14 protein-coding genes, 9 tRNA genes and 3 rRNA genes are annotated in these 18,764 nt (G+C 45.9%); 23 read left to right on the forward strand and 3 right to left on the reverse strand.

What is annotated here, in order from left to right:
• Window positions 1-25: 25 nt before the first annotated feature.
• Entirely contained in the window at window positions 26-1,084 is a 1,059-nt protein-coding gene (locus MHI53_RS00900) for an Mrp/NBP35 family ATP-binding protein (protein WP_061141118.1), read from the forward strand.
• 43 nt (window positions 1,085-1,127) lie between these two features.
• Here the strand turns inward: MHI53_RS00900 and gerD are convergent, their stop codons facing one another.
• Complete coding sequence (gene gerD / locus MHI53_RS00905; protein ID WP_061141119.1) at window positions 1,128-1,718, reverse strand: spore germination lipoprotein GerD; 591 nt, start codon at window positions 1,716-1,718, stop codon at window positions 1,128-1,130.
• A 137-nt stretch (window positions 1,719-1,855) separates the two neighbouring features.
• Here gerD and MHI53_RS00910 point away from each other — a divergent pair, with 137 nt between their 5' ends.
• Window positions 1,856-2,539, forward strand: a complete 684-nt coding sequence (locus MHI53_RS00910) for a KinB-signaling pathway activation protein (protein WP_061141120.1) — start codon at window positions 1,856-1,858, stop codon at window positions 2,537-2,539.
• Window positions 2,540-2,608: 69 nt separating this feature from the next.
• On the opposite strand, the gene pdaB is transcribed toward MHI53_RS00910, so the two are convergent.
• Window positions 2,609-3,361, reverse strand: a complete 753-nt coding sequence (gene pdaB / locus MHI53_RS00915; RefSeq protein ID WP_061141121.1) for a polysaccharide deacetylase family sporulation protein PdaB — start codon at window positions 3,359-3,361, stop codon at window positions 2,609-2,611.
• 132 nt (window positions 3,362-3,493) lie between these two features.
• On the opposite strand from pdaB, the gene MHI53_RS00920 reads away from it, so the two are divergent.
• The 14 genes from MHI53_RS00920 to rocF all read left to right on the forward strand — a co-directional run bounded on the left by MHI53_RS00920 (window position 3,494) and on the right by rocF (window position 10,881).
• Window positions 3,494-3,727, forward strand: a complete 234-nt coding sequence (locus MHI53_RS00920) for a hypothetical protein (RefSeq protein ID WP_340372571.1) — start codon at window positions 3,494-3,496, stop codon at window positions 3,725-3,727.
• Window positions 3,728-4,010: 283 nt separating this feature from the next.
• Window positions 4,011-5,561, forward strand: a 16S ribosomal RNA gene (locus MHI53_RS00925).
• Between the two features lie 171 nt (window positions 5,562-5,732).
• Window positions 5,733-8,665 (forward strand): 23S ribosomal RNA (locus MHI53_RS00930).
• A gap of 72 nt (window positions 8,666-8,737) precedes the next feature.
• A 5S ribosomal RNA gene (gene rrf, locus MHI53_RS00935) occupies window positions 8,738-8,853 on the forward strand.
• The 16S, 23S and 5S rRNA genes sit together here with 9 tRNA genes alongside, the layout of an rRNA operon.
• A 45-nt stretch (window positions 8,854-8,898) precedes the next feature.
• A tRNA-Asn gene (locus MHI53_RS00940) sits at window positions 8,899-8,973 on the forward strand.
• Between the two features lie 3 nt (window positions 8,974-8,976).
• Window positions 8,977-9,049: transfer RNA gene (locus MHI53_RS00945), tRNA-Thr, on the forward strand.
• A gap of 31 nt (window positions 9,050-9,080) precedes the next feature.
• Window positions 9,081-9,155 (forward strand) — tRNA-Glu (locus MHI53_RS00950).
• A gap of 18 nt (window positions 9,156-9,173) precedes the next feature.
• A tRNA-Val gene (locus MHI53_RS00955) sits at window positions 9,174-9,249 on the forward strand.
• Between the two features lie 15 nt (window positions 9,250-9,264).
• Window positions 9,265-9,340, forward strand: a tRNA-Thr gene (locus MHI53_RS00960).
• A gap of 18 nt (window positions 9,341-9,358) precedes the next feature.
• Window positions 9,359-9,442: transfer RNA gene (locus tag MHI53_RS00965), tRNA-Tyr, on the forward strand.
• 103 nt (window positions 9,443-9,545) lie between these two features.
• Window positions 9,546-9,620, forward strand: a tRNA-Gln gene (locus MHI53_RS00970).
• Between the two features lie 3 nt (window positions 9,621-9,623).
• A tRNA-Gly gene (locus tag MHI53_RS00975) sits at window positions 9,624-9,695 on the forward strand.
• A gap of 20 nt (window positions 9,696-9,715) precedes the next feature.
• Window positions 9,716-9,791 (forward strand) — tRNA-Ala (locus MHI53_RS00980).
• 187 nt (window positions 9,792-9,978) lie between these two features.
• The gene (rocF, locus tag MHI53_RS00985) at window positions 9,979-10,881 is read left to right on the forward strand and encodes an arginase (RefSeq protein ID WP_340372572.1); all 903 of its coding nucleotides are present in this window, start codon (window positions 9,979-9,981) and stop codon (window positions 10,879-10,881) included.
• 139 nt (window positions 10,882-11,020) lie between these two features.
• Here the strand turns inward: rocF and MHI53_RS00990 are convergent, their stop codons facing one another.
• Window positions 11,021-11,203, reverse strand: a complete 183-nt coding sequence (locus MHI53_RS00990) for an aspartyl-phosphate phosphatase Spo0E family protein (RefSeq protein WP_061143826.1) — start codon at window positions 11,201-11,203, stop codon at window positions 11,021-11,023.
• Between the two features lie 172 nt (window positions 11,204-11,375).
• Between MHI53_RS00990 and sigW the strand changes: the two genes are divergently transcribed.
• The 7 genes from sigW (at window position 11,376) to glmS (ending at window position 18,647) form a co-directional block, all read left to right on the forward strand.
• Window positions 11,376-11,939: an RNA polymerase sigma factor SigW gene (gene sigW / locus MHI53_RS00995; RefSeq protein ID WP_100530923.1), complete on the forward strand. Its 564-nt coding sequence runs from the start codon at window positions 11,376-11,378 to the stop codon at window positions 11,937-11,939.
• Window positions 11,940-11,955: 16 nt separating this feature from the next.
• Window positions 11,956-12,579 carry an anti-sigma factor gene (locus tag MHI53_RS01000; RefSeq protein WP_061143824.1) on the forward strand — a complete coding sequence of 208 codons (624 nt, stop codon included), beginning with the start codon at window positions 11,956-11,958 and terminating at the stop codon, window positions 12,577-12,579.
• Between the two features lie 223 nt (window positions 12,580-12,802).
• Window positions 12,803-13,627: a diadenylate cyclase CdaA gene (cdaA, locus tag MHI53_RS01005; protein ID WP_061143823.1), complete on the forward strand. Its 825-nt coding sequence runs from the start codon at window positions 12,803-12,805 to the stop codon at window positions 13,625-13,627.
• Window positions 13,620-14,975 (forward strand): CdaR family protein, encoded by a 1,356-nt coding sequence (locus tag MHI53_RS01010; protein ID WP_340372573.1) that lies wholly within the window; start codon window positions 13,620-13,622, stop codon window positions 14,973-14,975. Before cdaA ends, MHI53_RS01010 begins: the two co-directional genes overlap by 8 nt.
• 52 nt (window positions 14,976-15,027) lie before the next feature.
• Window positions 15,028-16,377, forward strand: coding sequence for a phosphoglucosamine mutase (gene glmM / locus MHI53_RS01015; RefSeq protein WP_061143821.1), 1,350 nt, complete (start codon window positions 15,028-15,030; stop codon window positions 16,375-16,377).
• A gap of 189 nt (window positions 16,378-16,566) precedes the next feature.
• Window positions 16,567-16,761: a hypothetical protein gene (locus MHI53_RS01020; RefSeq protein WP_100530926.1), complete on the forward strand. Its 195-nt coding sequence runs from the start codon at window positions 16,567-16,569 to the stop codon at window positions 16,759-16,761.
• Between the two features lie 83 nt (window positions 16,762-16,844).
• A complete protein-coding gene (glmS, locus tag MHI53_RS01025) occupies window positions 16,845-18,647 on the forward strand; it encodes a glutamine--fructose-6-phosphate transaminase (isomerizing) (RefSeq protein ID WP_340372574.1) in 1,803 nt (600 codons plus the stop codon).
• Window positions 18,648-18,764: the final 117 nt, after the last annotated feature.

An 18,764-nucleotide genomic window follows, 5' to 3' on the forward strand; every position in this document is an offset into this window, starting at 1 on the left:
AAACGAATACAAAGGGGTGCTCGACTTGTTCACAGAAGAGAAAGTACTGAATTTACTAAAGGATCTTAAAGACCCTTTTCTACATAAAAGCCTTGAAGAAACAAATGGGATTATTGAAATCAAGATAAAACCAGAAAAGAATCATGTAAGCGTTAAACTTGCGATTGCGAAAACCGGGACTGCGGAACAAATGCAAATGCAAACGGAAGTGGTGGACTTGCTGAAAACGAATGGAGCGGAATCGGTAGGAATTCGCTTCACGGAGCTTTCAGAAGATGAGCTAGCTAAACACCGTGAAAATATACCGCAGGATGAAGGGGACCAAGGCTTACTTGGACCAAACAGCAAGACGCAATTCATTGCAATTGCCAGTGGTAAAGGCGGAGTCGGAAAATCGACGATTTCAGTGAATTTCGCTACTTCACTTGCTCGTTTAGGGAAAAAGGTCGGTCTCGTTGATGCTGATATCTATGGATTTAGCGTACCTGATATGATGGGAATTACAAAACGACCTGTCGTTCGCGGGGAGAGAATCATCCCGGTTGAACGGTTTGGCGTTCAAGTAATCTCGATGGGCTTTTTTGTCGAAGATAATGCACCAATCATCTGGAGAGGCCCAATGCTTGGCAAAATGCTGAACAGTTTCTTCAATGAAGTGGAGTGGGGAGAGTTGGACTATTTAGTGCTCGACTTGCCGCCAGGTACGGGTGATGTTGCTTTGGACGTCCATACGATGCTGCCTTCCTGTAAGGAAATCATCGTGACGACACCGCATCCAACTGCAGCCTTCGTTGCTGCAAGAGCCGGTGCGATGGCCATCAAGACAGAGCATGAAGTCATTGGAGTCATTGAGAATATGTCATTCTTTGAAAGTAAAACGACTGGCGAAAAAGAATATGTATTCGGTAAAGGAGGCGGCGCGAAGCTTGCTGAAGAACTCCGAACAGAGGTTTTGGGACAACTTCCCCTGCAGCAGCCGGATTGGAATGAAGAGGACTTCGCCCCATCCATTTACGCAGCAGACCATAGGCTAGGCAGGATTTATGAGGATATCGCCAAGAAGGTCATTGAAAAGCTTCAATAAAAAAATAAAGGCTGATTCCAAAATTGGAATCAGCCTTATTATGTCATTCCTTATCCTTCTTATCTTTTTCTTCGCCTTTAGTTTCCTTTTCAGCAGCTTTTGTAGCTGCTTTATCCAATCTTTCCTGCAGCTTCGCTTGAACGAGTGGACTATCCATGGTTTCGATAATCAATTCTTTGTATACGGAACGCATTTCCTTCGTTTTCAATAGTTTATTCATTTCTTTTTCCAAATCGGGTTCCTTTAATATTTCCATGAGCATTCCACGGTACTGCGGATCTTTCGTTAAGTCCTTCAATATCTTCTTATGTTCATCTTCTAGAGCTTTAGCATAAGCGGCCACAAATTCTGGATCGTTAAAAGTCTTTTTCCAAAACTCCTTACCTTTATCTGAAGTGATCATATCTTCAATGGATTTCTTAATGACATCGGAATCCATAATAAGTTCAGCTTTTGTTTGATCATCGGAAATAATATCCTGGATGGCTTTTTTTCCATCATCAGTCTTCAGGATATCCACGACCATTTTCTTTGTCTCTTCATACTCCATCTTATCTTGACCTGCCCCATTTTGAGCACAACCGGAACAAATGAGTAAGAATGACGTAAATAGCAAAGCAACTCCCACTTTCACACGCAGGTCCCCTTTCATCCTTCTTACTGTTAATATGGTTCCAAATGGCGATATTATTCCCTGGTAGAATAAGTGGATTTTTCCAAATTTGGTTGGTACAATTAAAGAAATGAAATAGAAATATATGGGGGAAAACAATGAACAGCCGTAATTTAGTTAAATTGTTTTTTACGACATTGCTTATCGGTGGCATAACTGGGGGAGTTGTAGGGTTCTTGGCTCGATGGGGTGAGTTCAAGCCTTATTTTTCTTCTTTTGAAGTCAGTAGCATCCTTTCAACCTTTATTTGGTTGTTCGGTGTTGGATTAATTTTCAGTGTCATAAGCCAAGCGGGCTTTTTTGCCTATTTAACGATACATCGATTCGGTCTGGGGATTTTTAAAAGCGCTTACCTCTGGAATGCCGTACAAATTGTACTCATCCTTTTTGTTGTATTCGATTTAGTTTATCTGCGGTATCTTAACTTCGGAGCAGGGGAAGGGATCAGCTCCTACATCGTGCTGGCCTTGGTTGTGTTGGCTGCAGCGGTGGTTACGGCTTTTTTCAAAATGAAGCAAGCGAACGGACAATCGTTCATCCCCGCTTTGTTTTTCATGGTCGTATTCACGGTTTTGGAGTGGTTGCCTGTTCTAAATTCAAATGATGAAGGCTGGCTTTACTTCATGCTGTTTCCCTTGTTGGTCTGCAATGCTTATCAATTATTGGTTTTAAGCAAATTGATCGAGCGTTCCCAACAGGAATTGGCAGGTAAAAGAGCACGGAAGCAAGCTGAAGCTAAGGGGAATAATGTGAAGGCTGGCGAATTGGGGAAAGGCAGCTAACCTTACTGTTCCAGATAAGAACGGCGAACCTATAGGTACGCCGTTCTCTGCATTTTGTCGAGTGTCTGTTTAGCGGATCTCCTCACTGCTTGCCGATGAGTTGGATATCATCTCTGATACGTTCACGAAGGTCAAATTTTTTGCGCGAAGTTCATCCAGCAGTTCCGGCAGTGCCTTATTCGTTTGCTTTGCCGAGTCGGAAGCGTGCAATAAGATGATATCGCCCTTTTGGGCCTTGTTGATATTCTGGACAATTCGTTCCACGCCTGGATTGGTCCAATCCTTTGAATCAATGCTCCAATGAACTACGGTATAACCAAAATTTTCACTGATCTTTAAAAGCCGTTTATCAAAATGACCGGTTGGTGCCCGGAGAAGCTCTATATTTTTCACATTCAGCTTTTTAAATGCTTCCTGGGCTTTAGAGATATCCCGAATGATGTCTTGATCCTCCATTTCGGAATAATCCTTATAGTCGTACCCGAGCATACCGATTTCATATCCATCTTTTACGATTTGGGCAACGATATCAGGATGACGCTCTGCCCAAGAACCTGAAAGAAAAAAAGTGGCAGACTTAATTTTCTCCTTCTTTAAAGTTTCGATTATCGGTTCCGCCTTTTCATCCCCCCAGCCAATATTGAATGTGATCGCAACATTCTTCTCTCCTTTATAAACCGCTTTTGGTCCGTCCTCTGTAGAAAAAACAGGAGCGTGGAGAATGTTTTGTACAAATAGGAACCAAGCGGTAAACAGTGCCGTGAGTAAAATTAACGAATAAAATTTGATGTTCTTTGCTTGAAGCACCATGAAAAATTTCATTAATTCCATCCCCTTGTCCAAGACTCTTGTCTTCAAATTTATGCGGGCGGATTTTTGTTATGCAAAAAAAATCACGGCAGGCTTGATAAAAATCGTATATTTAGGGAAAGATGTCTGTTGGAGGTGTAGGCCATGCTCGGTTTATTGATTAGTGACAAAGAAAAAATGGAATTGGAATATCTGTTAAAAAGGGAAATGGATGAAATCCTCACCGATTTTCAGGATGAAAGGATGGATCACATAATCAAAAGGGCCATGAACGAGAAATTCAATCTCCTTTTCAGTTTGTTAAAAAGGGTGAGCACTGAAGAGGAATGCCTTGTCTATATGAAGTTGAAAACGAAATTATCGAAGCTTAATCCATGATGAGGGGTAAAAGTTAATTTTATTCGTAAAACCTATTGACTATTGATTTGGACGCTGTTATATTATAAAAGTTGCTGCAACATAAAGGCTTTCTAAAAAGAGATGAAAAAAACTTTTTAAAAAAAGTTGTTGACGACATGAGAATGAAATGTTAAGATATTAAAGTCGCTAAGAGAGATTAAGCGAAAAAATTGCTCTTTGAAAACTGAACAAAACAAAGCGCCAACGTTAAATTTTAAGTGAGCACACACTAATAAAAAAGCAAATGAGCATGTCAAACATTTCTTCGGAGAGTTTGATCCTGGCTCAGGACGAACGCTGGCGGCGTGCCTAATACATGCAAGTCGAGCGAATCGACGGGAGCTTGCTCCCTGAGATTAGCGGCGGACGGGTGAGTAACACGTGGGCAACCTGCCTATAAGACTGGGATAACTTCGGGAAACCGGAGCTAATACCGGATACGTTCTTCCTTCGCATGAAGGAAGATGGAAAGACGGTTTACGCTGTCACTTATAGATGGGCCCGCGGCGCATTAGCTAGTTGGTGAGGTAATGGCTCACCAAGGCGACGATGCGTAGCCGACCTGAGAGGGTGATCGGCCACACTGGGACTGAGACACGGCCCAGACTCCTACGGGAGGCAGCAGTAGGGAATCTTCCGCAATGGACGAAAGTCTGACGGAGCAACGCCGCGTGAACGAAGAAGGCCTTCGGGTCGTAAAGTTCTGTTGTTAGGGAAGAACAAGTACCAGAGTAACTGCTGGTACCTTGACGGTACCTAACCAGAAAGCCACGGCTAACTACGTGCCAGCAGCCGCGGTAATACGTAGGTGGCAAGCGTTGTCCGGAATTATTGGGCGTAAAGCGCGCGCAGGTGGTTCCTTAAGTCTGATGTGAAAGCCCACGGCTCAACCGTGGAGGGTCATTGGAAACTGGGGAACTTGAGTGCAGAAGAGGAAAGTGGAATTCCAAGTGTAGCGGTGAAATGCGTAGAGATTTGGAGGAACACCAGTGGCGAAGGCGACTTTCTGGTCTGTAACTGACACTGAGGCGCGAAAGCGTGGGGAGCAAACAGGATTAGATACCCTGGTAGTCCACGCCGTAAACGATGAGTGCTAAGTGTTAGAGGGTTTCCGCCCTTTAGTGCTGCAGCTAACGCATTAAGCACTCCGCCTGGGGAGTACGGCCGCAAGGCTGAAACTCAAAGGAATTGACGGGGGCCCGCACAAGCGGTGGAGCATGTGGTTTAATTCGAAGCAACGCGAAGAACCTTACCAGGTCTTGACATCCTCTGACAACCCTAGAGATAGGGCGTTCCCCTTCGGGGGACAGAGTGACAGGTGGTGCATGGTTGTCGTCAGCTCGTGTCGTGAGATGTTGGGTTAAGTCCCGCAACGAGCGCAACCCTTGATCTTAGTTGCCAGCATTCAGTTGGGCACTCTAAGGTGACTGCCGGTGACAAACCGGAGGAAGGTGGGGATGACGTCAAATCATCATGCCCCTTATGACCTGGGCTACACACGTGCTACAATGGATGGTACAAAGGGCTGCAAACCTGCGAAGGTAAGCGAATCCCATAAAGCCATTCTCAGTTCGGATTGCAGGCTGCAACTCGCCTGCATGAAGCCGGAATCGCTAGTAATCGCGGATCAGCATGCCGCGGTGAATACGTTCCCGGGCCTTGTACACACCGCCCGTCACACCACGAGAGTTTGTAACACCCGAAGTCGGTGAGGTAACCTTCATGGAGCCAGCCGCCTAAGGTGGGACAGATGATTGGGGTGAAGTCGTAACAAGGTAGCCGTATCGGAAGGTGCGGCTGGATCACCTCCTTTCTAAGGATAATACGAGTGCGCTTTTGTTTTGTTCAGTTTTGAATGAGTAATTCATTCAATGAAGGAAGAGGCATCACGATGTGATGGATTCTCTCCACTTTGTTCCTTGAAAACTAGATAATAGATAGAAGGCAATTAATTTTTTCAAAGCATCTGTAAGACTTTTTTAACGGTTAAGTTAGAAAGGGCGCACGGTGGATGCCTTGGCACTAGGAGCCGATGAAGGACGGGACTAACACCGATATGCTTCGGGGAGCTGTAAGTAAGCTTTGATCCGGAGATTTCCGAATGGGGAAACCCACTGTTCGTAATGGAACAGTATCTTTACCTGAATACATAGGGTACTGAAGGCAGACCCGGGGAACTGAAACATCTAAGTACCCGGAGGAAGAGAAAGCAAACGCGATTTCCTGAGTAGCGGCGAGCGAAACGGAATTAGCCCAAACCAAGAGGCTTGCCTCTTGGGGTTGTAGGACACTCAACATGGAGTTACAAAGGAACGGGGTAAATGAAGCGATCTGGAAAGGTCCGTCAAAGAAGGTAAAAACCCTGTAGTTGAAACTTCGTTCCCTCCTGAGTGGATCCTGAGTACGGCGGGACACGAGAAATCCCGTCGGAAGCAGGGAGGACCATCTCCCAAGGCTAAATACTCCCTAGTGACCGATAGTGAACCAGTACCGTGAGGGAAAGGTGAAAAGCACCCCGGAAGGGGAGTGAAATAGATCCTGAAACCGTGTGCCTACAAGTAGTCAAAGCCCGTTAATGGGTAATGGCGTGCCTTTTGTAGAATGAACCGGCGAGTTACGATTTCATGCGAGGTTAAGTTGATGAGACGGAGCCGCAGCGAAAGCGAGTCTGAATAGGGCGAATGAGTATGAGGTCGTAGACCCGAAACCAGGTGATCTACCCATGTCCAGGGTGAAGTTCAGGTAACACTGAATGGAGGCCCGAACCCACGCACGTTGAAAAGTGCGGGGATGAGGTGTGGGTAGCGGAGAAATTCCAATCGAACCTGGAGATAGCTGGTTCTCTCCGAAATAGCTTTAGGGCTAGCCTCAAGATGAGAGTATTGGAGGTAGAGCACTGATTGGACTAGGGGCCCCCAACGGGTTACCGAATTCAGTCAAACTCCGAATGCCAAATACTTATTCTTGGGAGTCAGACTGCGAGTGATAAGATCCGTAGTCGAAAGGGAAACAGCCCAGACCACCAGCTAAGGTCCCAAAGTATACGTTAAGTGGAAAAGGATGTGGAGTTGCTTAGACAACCAGGATGTTGGCTTAGAAGCAGCCACCATTTAAAGAGTGCGTAATAGCTCACTGGTCGAGTGACTCCGCGCCGAAAATGTACCGGGGCTAAACGTATCACCGAAGCTGTGGATTGACACCGTAGGGTGTCGATGGTAGGAGAGCGTTCTAAGGGCGTTGAAGTCAGACCGGAAGGACTGGTGGAGCGCTTAGAAGTGAGAATGCCGGTATGAGTAGCGAAAGAAGGGTGAGAATCCCTTCCACCGAATGCCTAAGGTTTCCTGAGGAAGGCTCGTCCGCTCAGGGTTAGTCGGGACCTAAGCCGAGGCCGAAAGGCGTAGGCGATGGACAACAGGTTGATATTCCTGTACCACCTATACATCGTTTGAACGATGGGGGGACGCAGAAGGATAGGGTAAGCGCGCTGTTGGATATGCGCGTCCAAGCAGTTAGGCCGGAAACGAGGCAAATCCCGTTTCCATTAAGGCGGAGCTGTGATGGCGAGGGAAATATAGTACCGAAGTTCCTGATTCCACGCTGCCAAGAAAAGCCTCTAGTGAGATGTAAGGTGCCCGTACCGCAAACCGACACAGGTAGGCGAGGAGAGAATCCTAAGGTGTGCGAGAGAACTCTCGTTAAGGAACTCGGCAAAATGACCCCGTAACTTCGGGAGAAGGGGTGCTTTTTAGGGTGAATAGCCCGGAAAAGCCGCAGTGAATAGGCCCAGGCGACTGTTTAGCAAAAACACAGGTCTCTGCGAAGCCGCAAGGCGAAGTATAGGGGCTGACACCTGCCCGGTGCTGGAAGGTTAAGGGGAGAGGTTAGCGCAAGCGAAGCTTTGAACCGAAGCCCCAGTAAACGGCGGCCGTAACTATAACGGTCCTAAGGTAGCGAAATTCCTTGTCGGGTAAGTTCCGACCCGCACGAAAGGTGTAACGATCTGGGCACTGTCTCAACGAGAGACTCGGTGAAATTATAGTACCTGTGAAGATGCAGGTTACCCGCGACAGGACGGAAAGACCCCGTGGAGCTTTACTGCAGCCTGATATTGAATTTTGGTACAGCTTGTACAGGATAGGTAGGAGCCTGAGAAGCCGGAGCGCTAGCTTCGGTGGAGGCGTTGGTGGGATACTACCCTGGCTGTATTGAAATTCTAACCCGCGCCCCTTATCGGGGTGGGAGACAGTGTCAGGTGGGCAGTTTGACTGGGGCGGTCGCCTCCTAAAGAGTAACGGAGGCGCCCAAAGGTTCCCTCAGAATGGTTGGAAATCATTCGTAGAGTGTAAAGGCACAAGGGAGCTTGACTGCGAGACCTACAAGTCGAGCAGGGACGAAAGTCGGGCTTAGTGATCCGGTGGTTCCGCATGGAAGGGCCATCGCTCAACGGATAAAAGCTACCCCGGGGATAACAGGCTTATCTCCCCCAAGAGTCCACATCGACGGGGAGGTTTGGCACCTCGATGTCGGCTCATCGCATCCTGGGGCTGTAGTCGGTCCCAAGGGTTGGGCTGTTCGCCCATTAAAGCGGTACGCGAGCTGGGTTCAGAACGTCGTGAGACAGTTCGGTCCCTATCCGTCGCGGGCGCAGGAAATTTGAGAGGAGCTGTCCTTAGTACGAGAGGACCGGGATGGACGCACCGCTGGTGTACCAGTTGTCTTGCCAAAGGCATAGCTGGGTAGCTACGTGCGGACGGGATAAGTGCTGAAAGCATCTAAGCATGAAGCCCCCCTCAAGATGAGATTTCCCATGGCGCAAGCTAGTAAGATCCCTGAAAGATGATCAGGTTGATAGGTCAGAGGTGGAAGCGTGGCGACATGTGGAGCTGACTGATACTAATAGATCGAGGACTTAACCAACGCTTTAAAAAATGAAATACCTTCTTATTATCTAGTTTTGAAGGAATGAAAATTCTTCAAAAATGAATATGGTCTGGCAGTGATGGCGAAGAGGTCACACCCGTTCCCATTCCGAACACGGAAGTTAAGTTCTTCAGCGCCGATGGTAGTTGGGGGTCTCCCCCTGTGAGAGTAGGACGTTGCCAGGCTATTCATTTGAATCTTTAAATGGGTTTTAGGAAACATTATATTATTCCGCAGTAGCTCAGTGGTAGAGCATTCGGCTGTTAACCGAACGGTCGTAGGTTCGAGTCCTACCTGCGGAGCCATATGCTTCCATAGCTCAGTAGGTAGAGCACTTCCATGGTAAGGAAGAGGTCAGCGGTTCGAATCCGCTTGGGAGCTTCCCAATCTATCTATGAACACAATAAAGTCCGGCCCGTTGGTCAAGCGGTTAAGACACCGCCCTTTCACGGCGGTAACACGGGTTCGAATCCCGTACGGGTCACCATTCATCATTTTAAAATCCGGAGGATTAGCTCAGCTGGGAGAGCATCTGCCTTACAAGCAGAGGGTCGGCGGTTCGATCCCGTCATCCTCCACCATTTTAACCTTTATTTGCCGGTGTAGCTCAACTGGTAGAGCAACTGACTTGTAATCAGTAGGTTGGGGGTTCAAGTCCTCTTGCCGGCACCATGTACAACCATATATTGCGGAGGGGTAGCGAAGTGGCTAAACGCGGCGGACTGTAAATCCGCTCCTTAGGGTTCGGCAGTTCGAATCTGCCCCCCTCCACCATCTCAATGAAATCCTGTGGATTAGTTATATATTCTCTTTAATGGGGAAATATATGATTACCACCTTTTTATTTTGTTGAATATAATCAATACATAACATATATTGGGCTATAGCCAAGCGGTAAGGCAACGGATTTTGATTCCGTCATGCGAAGGTTCGATCCCTTCTAGCCCAGCCATATGCGGAAGTAGTTCAGTGGTAGAATACAACCTTGCCAAGGTTGGGGTCGCGGGTTCGAATCCCGTCTTCCGCTTTATATTCCATAACCCCTTTGGGGCCTTAGCTCAGCTGGGAGAGCGCCTGCCTTGCACGCAGGAGGTCAGCGGTTCGATCCCGCTAGGCTCCACCATTATCTACATACACCAAAACTTACGTCTTAAGCCTGCCAGGCTTAAGGCTTTTTTTATTTTAAAAAGCCTATTTGTATCACTATGATCGGCAGGGGAGGAACGGGGAAGCCTGCATTTTTATACATGGGAGTGTCCGGTTGAACCATAAGGCGTTTACGATATAAAATGAGGGAAAGGGGGAATTGTATGTCTATTCAGAAAATTTCAGTCATTGGATTGCCCATGGACCTAGGTCAAGCAAGGCGCGGCGTGGATATGGGACCTAGTGCAATTCGCTGTGCAGGGATTATCGAGCGCCTTGAACATTTAAATATAGAAGTAGAGGATCTAGGAGATATCGCGGTGGGCCGCCCTGAGAATGCCAACGATCCTGGAACGAATTTAAAAAACCTTTCACTTGTTGCGGCGAGTAATAGTGAGTTGGCTGCAAGAGTAGATGAAATAATCGAAAGCGGCTCTTTTCCACTCGTATTGGGTGGAGATCATTCAATCGCGATAGGGACGCTCGCGGGAGTAGCTAAGCACCATGATAACGTCGGGGTGATTTGGTACGACGCCCATGGAGATTTAAATACGGAGGACACGTCGCCATCAGGGAATATTCACGGAATGCCGCTTGCTGTCAGTATGGGGCTTGGGCACCCGGACCTAATCCATATCCATGGTTCCTATCCTAAGGTGAAACCTGAAAACATCGTGATCATCGGGGCAAGGTCTTTGGACGAGGGGGAAAAGGAGCTTATACGTGATAAAGGAATTAAAGTCTACACCATGCATGAAATCGACCGTATCGGAATGACACGGGTCATGGAAGAATGCATAGAGTATTTAAGGGAAAGAACAGACGGCGTCCACCTATCACTCGATTTGGATGGGGTTGACCCGGCAGATGCTCCAGGTGTAGGGACCCCGGTTATTGGCGGCATTAGTTATCGGGAAAGTCACTTGGCGATGGAAATGCTAGCGGAAGCCGATTTGATTACTTCGGCGGAGTTCGTTGAGGTGAATCCGATTTTGGATGAGCGAAATAAAACGGCGATCGTTGCCGTTGCGCTAATGGGTTCCCTATTTGGTGAAAAGCTATTATAATCGATGAAATATAAAAAAACAGTAACCTGCTTGTAATGGGTTACTGTTTTTTATATGCTAGAAGGCGTAAGTTTATTTTCCTGGGTGTATGTAATTGGAACATTTCTAAACATAAATGGCTGCAAACACATTTTCATTTTCAAAGGGCACGTCTGTCCTTAAGACTCCTGCCTTTTGTTAAGTGAAGGTATTGATTGATCAATATATCGAGTTTGCTGCTTACTTCAACCACTTCATTATCCACCATCGAAGAGCGGGAAGCCAACATCATCATTTTTTGTCTGTATTGTTCAATATGGTCTAAAATTTGTTCAGCAGTCATAAAGAGATCCACTCCCTTGAATTTTACAATTTCTTACTATATAACCCTGTTTTTTTTTTCTTAAACATTAAATGTAAAACTTTGTTAAAATTAATGTATTAAAATTTTGAAACCTTTTAGCTTACGATTCGTAATAATCGTATAGCCGCATGAGCGGGGGTAATACTGGAAAATGGATGCACTCATTAAAGAGAGAATTAATCAAGTAGTAAAGGGAGACCATAATGCATTTGGAGAAATTGTCGAAATATACAAGGACAAAGTTTTCCAGATATGTTTCAGGATGCTTGGAAACAGGCAAGAAGCTGAAGATTTGGCGCAAGAGGCTTTCGTTAGGGCCTTCGTGAACATCCGCAGCTTCAATATTGACATGAAATTTTCTACATGGTTATATCGCATTGCGACTAACCTTTGTATTGATCGCCTTCGTAAGAAGAAACCGGATTATTATCTCGATGCTGAAGTTGCTGGAACAGAGGGATTAAATATGTACTCCCAGCTTGCATCGAATATGGCAAAGCCCGAGGAAGAGGCTGAATCTCTAGAACTGCAGGAAACGATTCAAGAGGAAATCATGAAATTGCCCGAGAAATATCGATCGGTCATCGTATTGAAGTATATTGAAGAGCTATCTTTAAAGGAAATAAGTGAAATACTCGATTTGCCAGTCGGCACTGTCAAGACAAGAATACATCGTGGTCGGGAAGCCTTGCGTAAACAACTACGCCATTTATAAAGAGTAGGTGAGAAAAATGAACTGCCATGAGGAAATCATTGAATATATGCATGATTATTTAGATGAAGACATCGAACCGGAGCATAAAGAAATACTGCGTGAGCACCTGCATGAGTGTGCGGAATGCCAAGCATACTTTCATGAAATGAAAAAGGCGGTAGCCCTTGTACAAAGCACTTCCCATATTAAGGCGCCGGATGATTTCACAGCGAAGGTTATGGCTCAATTGCCAAAGGAAACGAAAACAACGGGTGCCAAACGCTGGTTTAAAAGCCATCCCTTCATGACAGCGGCAGCCATGTTCATTATTTTGATGACCGGCTCCGTTTTTTCCACTTATAATCAGGACGAACATTTTTCGGTATCCAAGCAGCCCAATTTAGTGGTTGAAGGCGAAACGGTCATTGTGCCTGCTGGTGAAACAATCGAGGGGAATGTCGTGGTTCAAAATGGCAATATCCAAATAGATGGTGAAGTAGAGGGAGATGTCACAGTCATAAATGGACATAAGTATATGTCCAAGGCAGGAAATGTGACAGGAAGCATCCATGTCATTGACCAAGCTTTCGAGTGGATGTGGTATAAGGTCAAGGATACGGCAACCTCATTGATTCCTTCGCATGAGGGGAAAAACGAATAGGAGCTATAGAGCTGAGCGGGGACATCGTGTTTCATATGCGATGAACTCCGCTCAGCTTTCCTTTTAAGGGTGGGGAGGGACAATTATTTACGTGTGCCGAAGTCGGCCAAGTAAATTTCTCACACTAGTTTTAGAAGTCTCATTTAAAAAATGGTATACTATTAAGGTTATTACATAACGATTGTAATTGTTATTTGGAGTAATACTGACTGGAGGAAACAACATGTCTTTATCCAATTTGAATGTTTGGGACTATGTAGTAAATTTCATTGATATTCTCCTTGTTTGGTTTGTGATATATAAATTGTTAACTATTATTCGAGGCACGAAGGCTATTCAGCTGCTAAAAGGAATTTTTGTGATTGTCATTGTAAAAAGCTTAAGCAACCTGTTTGGTTTCAATACACTTGGATGGTTAATGGCACAAGTCATGAATTGGGGAGTATTGGCAATTCTCGTCATTTTTCAACCAGAACTGAGAAGGGCACTTGAACAATTGGGACGCGGTAAGCTCTTTTCAAGGGGCACCGTACCGGAAGAGAATCAGCAAGAGCGTTTAGTAGAAGAAATCCTGAAGGCGTCCACATATATGGCGAAGAGGCGGATAGGGGCCTTGATCACGATAGAAAAGGGAACGGAGCTTGGGGATTATGTTGAAACGGGAATTCCTCTAAAGTCCTATATTTCTTCAGAACTGCTCATTAATATTTTCATACCTAATACGCCGCTTCACGATGGTGCGGTCATTCTGCAGAATAATCAGGTGGCCGCTGCAGCCTGCTACCTTCCTTTATCGGAAAGCCCGTTCATCTCAAAAGAACTCGGCACACGGCATAGGGCCGCGATCGGCATGAGCGAAGTGACTGATAGTCTCACGATTGTCGTTTCAGAAGAAACGGGCGGGATATCGGTTACTAAAAATGGTGAGCTCTACAGGGATTTGGATCAAGAATCTTTCAGGGCGATGCTGACAAGTGAGCTCGTAGTGGAGAACATCAAAACAACTTCCTCAGGTATCTGGAATTGGAGGGGGAAAAAGAATGGATAAATTCACCAATAGTGCGTGGTTTATGAGAATCGTAGCGTTTGCCTTGGCAGCACTTCTGTTCATTTCCATTAACTTTGAGATGGAGTCGGATAAAAAATCCCTTGGTTTATCCACTGCCCCCGAAATCAGTACGGAGACCATTGAGAATGTGCCGGTTGAAGTCTATTATGACCGTGAAAACCTAGTGGTAAGCGGAGTGCCGGAAACGGTGGATGTGACTTTAAAGGGAGCAAAAAGCCTATTGATCAACGCTAAAAACCAGAGGGGCTTCAAGGTTTATGTAGACCTGTCAGATCCCGAAATTTCAATGGGGAATAGGACGGTCACATTCAAAATAAGTGATTTGAATGAAAAGCTGGTGGCGACAATCGATCCGGAATATGCAGAAGTCAATGTTCAGGAACGAGTGACGAAGGATTTCAAGGTTGAGGCTGAGTATAATACCTCCTTGCTTGAAGATGGGTATACCGCTGGGCAGCCGACAGTGAGCCCGCAAACGGTCAAAATAACGGGCGCTAAAGACGCCATCGAACAAATTTCCTATGTTAAGGCAAACCTTGAAATAAGCAAGGGCCTGAACGAAACGGTAAACGGAAAAGCAACCGTCAAGGCACTTGACCGGGACTTGAATAAGTTGGACGTGACGATCGAGCCTGCTTCAGTTGCCGTCTCCTTGAAGGTGAGCATCCCTTCCAAAACGGTTTCCATCGCACCAAAGCAAACCGGGAAGGCAAAGGATGGCATCAGGATTAAGAGCATTAGTGTCGACCCTGCCGAGGTCACCTTATTTGGATCGGAGTCGAACCTGGAAAAAATAAGTCAATTGAAGCTTCCTGTAAATATCTCCAAAATTGATGGGGATACAGAACTGGAGCTTGATCTTACAAAACCGGAAAGTGTTCAAAAAATGTCCTTAGGTAAGGCCAAGGTCAAAATTCGCACGGAAAAAGTCGATGTCGATCAGGAGACTGAAGATCCAGTCGATGATGAAGAGGTAGTGCAAGAACCGGCCGAAGAAGATGAACCGGAAGAAAAACCAGTCGAAGAAGATGAACCGGCTGCCATTGAATCCAAGACATTCAACAATGTCAAAATAGAGCCTGTGGGCATACAGGAGGGCCAAGATGCTAAATTGGAATCCGATGCCACGAGCATCACGCTTCAAGGCGAGGCCGACGAATTGAAGAATATCACGAAAGACGACATTAATCTTACAGTAGATTTAAGTAATTTAGATGAAGGTACGCATGATGTGGATGTGGCGGTAAATGCGCCTGCGGGATTGGATTGGGAGCTGGGTTCTAAAACGATCTCTGTTTCCATAACTCCAAAAGACGAAGAGACATGAACTTCCTTTAACATCATTTAATTCAGTAAGATCTAAAGAAGGAGCGATTAAGATGGGTAAATATTTTGGAACAGACGGAGTTAGGGGTATAGCGAATAGCGAATTAACACCGGAGTTGGCATTTAAACTAGGCCGTTTTGGTGGCTACGTCCTTACTAAAAATACAGAAAAACCCAAAGTGCTAATAGGGCGCGATACACGCATTTCAGGTGAAATGCTGGAAGGTGCACTTGTTGCCGGTCTCTTATCGATTGGGGCAGAGGTGATGCGCCTTGGCGTCATTTCGACACCGGGAGTTGCCTATTTGACAAAGGCCCTTAGTGCTGAAGCTGGCGTCATGATTTCAGCTTCGCATAATCCAGTCGCCGATAATGGCATTAAATTCTTTGGACCTGATGGCTTCAAGCTATCCGACGATCAAGAAGCGGAAATTGAAACACTGTTGGATATGGATAAGGATGAACTTCCTCGTCCCGTCGGCGGCGATCTAGGCCATATAAACGATTATTTCGAAGGCGGTCAAAAGTATTTGCAGTACCTGAAACAATCTGTGGACGAAGATTTTACGGGCATACATGTTGCGCTTGATTGTGCACATGGAGCAACGTCTTCCTTGGCCATGCATTTGTTTGCGGACCTTGATGCGGACATCTCCACGATGGGCGCATCGCCAAATGGCCTGAACATTAATGATAAGGTCGGCTCGACCCACCCTGAAGCACTTGCTGAATTCCTGAAAGAAAAAGGGGCGGATGTTGGCCTTGCTTTCGACGGGGATGGGGACCGCGTCATTGCCATCGATGAAAAGGGAAATGTAGTGGACGGCGACCAAATCATGTATATCTGTGCGAAATACCTGAAAGAAAATAATCGCCTGAAACAAGGAACTGTGGTTTCTACAATCATGAGCAACCTTGGCTTTTATAAAGGCCTGGAAGAGCATGATATCCAAAGTGCCCAAACGGCAGTGGGAGACCGCTACGTGGTTGAGGAAATGAGAAAAGGCGGCTATAACCTTGGCGGTGAACAGTCCGGACACATCATATTCCTCGACTATAATACGACGGGTGATGGTCTATTGACGGGCTTACAGCTGGTTAATATCATGAGTGATACCAAAAAAACCCTATCCGAGCTTGCCGGTGAGATGAAGAAGTATCCACAAACGCTTATCAATGTCAGAGTAACCGATAAGCATGCTGTTACCGATAATGAGAAGGTACAGGCAGTCATTAAGGAGGTTGAAACGGAAATGAACGGGAATGGCCGCATTTTGGTGAGACCATCCGGCACTGAACCGCTTGTACGTGTAATGGCCGAAGCACCGACTGCTGAGGAATGCACGAATTATGTCGATCGCATCGTCGCAGTTGTTAGAGCGGAAATGGGATTGAACGAATAACCAATCTTATGCATAAAAGGAACGAAAAATCCTTTTATGCATATTTTTATAAAGAATGGTTTTTTTCATGAGCCATGATAATAAAGAATTGACCTTTGTCCCTTGTTTAAGGTATGATTATCCTGATTTACAACCGCTCTTCAAAATGAAGGTTGTATCAAAAAGGAGGGTAGGCAAGGAGAGAAATGATTGACAAAAGCGCCTGAACTGAGCCTGGTCGAGAATGGCTTAGTTGACGAGGAGGAGGTTTATCGAATGTTCGGCGGATACCTCCCGGCTGAAGTGCACAGCCGCAGTAATTCCAATTTTAAAACAGTGGGGCAACTTACTGCACAAAGGATTGGAAATGCACAATGGGATAAATGCTTTTGGGCATTTCCTTAATAAAAAATATATATTAGAGATGAGGGGGCAGGGATGCCCCCGTGCATTCCTGTTCCCTCGGATCGGTTGGAGGAACGGAAATTATGTGTGGAATTGTTGGATATATTGGACTTAATGATGCGAAGGAAATCCTATTAAAAGGCCTTGAAAAGCTCGAATACCGCGGATATGACTCTTCTGGTATTGCCGTGAAGAATGAATCGGGCGTAACGGTTTTTAAGGAAAAGGGACGAATCGCCGACCTGCGTGGAGCCGTGGACGAAAATACGGTTGCACATACGGGAATTGGACATACGCGCTGGGCCACTCATGGTATTCCAAGCCGCGAAAATGCCCATCCTCACCAAAGCAATTCAGGTCGCTTGACATTAGTCCATAATGGGGTCATTGAAAACTATGCGATTCTAAAGCGTGAATATTTGCAGGATGTTGCCTTTAAAAGTGAAACGGATACGGAAGTCATCGTTCAACTTATCGAGAAGTTCGTAAATGATGGCATGGAAGTGGAAGAAGCATTCCGTCAAACACTCACGTTATTGGAAGGATCATACGCGATTGCCCTATTGGATACCAAAAATGATGAAACCATTTTTGTCGCGAAAAATAAAAGCCCGCTGCTGATCGGTGTCGGAAAAGACTTTAACGTTGTCGCCTCGGATGCAATGGCCATGTTGCAAGTCACAGATCAGTTCCTTGAACTGATGGATAAAGAAATGGTCATCGTGACGAAGGAAAAGGTAACGATCAAGAATCTTTCCAATGAAGAAGTTATGCGTGCTCCATATACTGCCGAACTGGATGCAAGTGATATTGAAAAAGGAACGTACCCTCACTATATGCTGAAAGAAGTCGACGAGCAGCCTGCTGTCATTCGTAAAATCATTCAAGCGTACCAAAATGAAGAAGGCAAACTTGCAATCGATTATAATATTACTGAAGCTGTAAGTGAGGCGGACCGCATTTATATCATCGCTTGCGGAACTAGCTATCACGCAGGATTGATTGGTAAGCAATTCCTCGAAAATATGGCTCAAATTCCGGTTGAAGTCCACGTGGCATCGGAATTCACATACAATATGCCGTTATTATCGAAAAAACCACTTTTCATCTTCATATCGCAAAGCGGGGAAACGGCTGACAGCCGTGCCGTATTGGTTTCGATCAAAGCACTCGGCCATAAAGCCCTGACCATTACAAACGTACCTGGCTCCACATTATCACGTGAAGCGGATTATACGCTCTTGCTGCATGCCGGCCCTGAAATTGCCGTTGCCTCAACAAAAGCCTATACAGCTCAAGTGGCCGTGTTGTCCATACTTGCAAATGTAACTGGCCAATTCCGTAACCTGGAATATGACTTCGACCTTGTAAAAGAGCTTGGAATCGTAGCGACAGCCATGGAAGCCCTATGCGACTCGAAAGAAGAGATGGAGGCCATTGCCCATGAATACCTGTCCGTTACAAGAAACTGCTTCTTCATCGGCCGCTCCCTTGACTACTATGTTGTCCTGGAAGGCGCGCTCAAGCTGAAGGAAATTTCCTACATCCAGGCGGAAGGCTTTGCTGGCGGCGAGCTTAAACACGGAACGATTGCCTTGATAGAAGAAGGCACACCCGTCATCGCCCTTGCCACGCAAGCAGGCGTCAACTTAAGCATCCGCGGCAACGTCAAAGAAGTCGTTGCGAGAGGCGCCAACCCTTGCATCATTTCGATGAAGGGGCTTGAAGAAGAGGATGATCGTTTCGTCATCCCGGAAGTGCACGAACTATTAACACCCCTTATCTCTGTTATCCCGTTGCAGCTCATCGCCTACTACGCCGCCCTGCACCGCGAATGCGACGTGGATAAACCACGTAACCTTGCAAAAAGTGTAACGGTTGAGTAAGCTTGGAATGAGTGCAGCGTAATTGTTGTCGCATTGTAAAAAAGTTTGATGATAGATAATGTAAATAACCTCTTCGGCATTATGGCTGATAGAGGTTATTTTTATTTTTTTGAAAAG

The organism is Peribacillus sp. FSL E2-0218, from assembly GCF_037992945.1.
GTDB lineage: Bacteria > Bacillota > Bacilli > Bacillales > DSM-1321 > Peribacillus > Peribacillus simplex_B.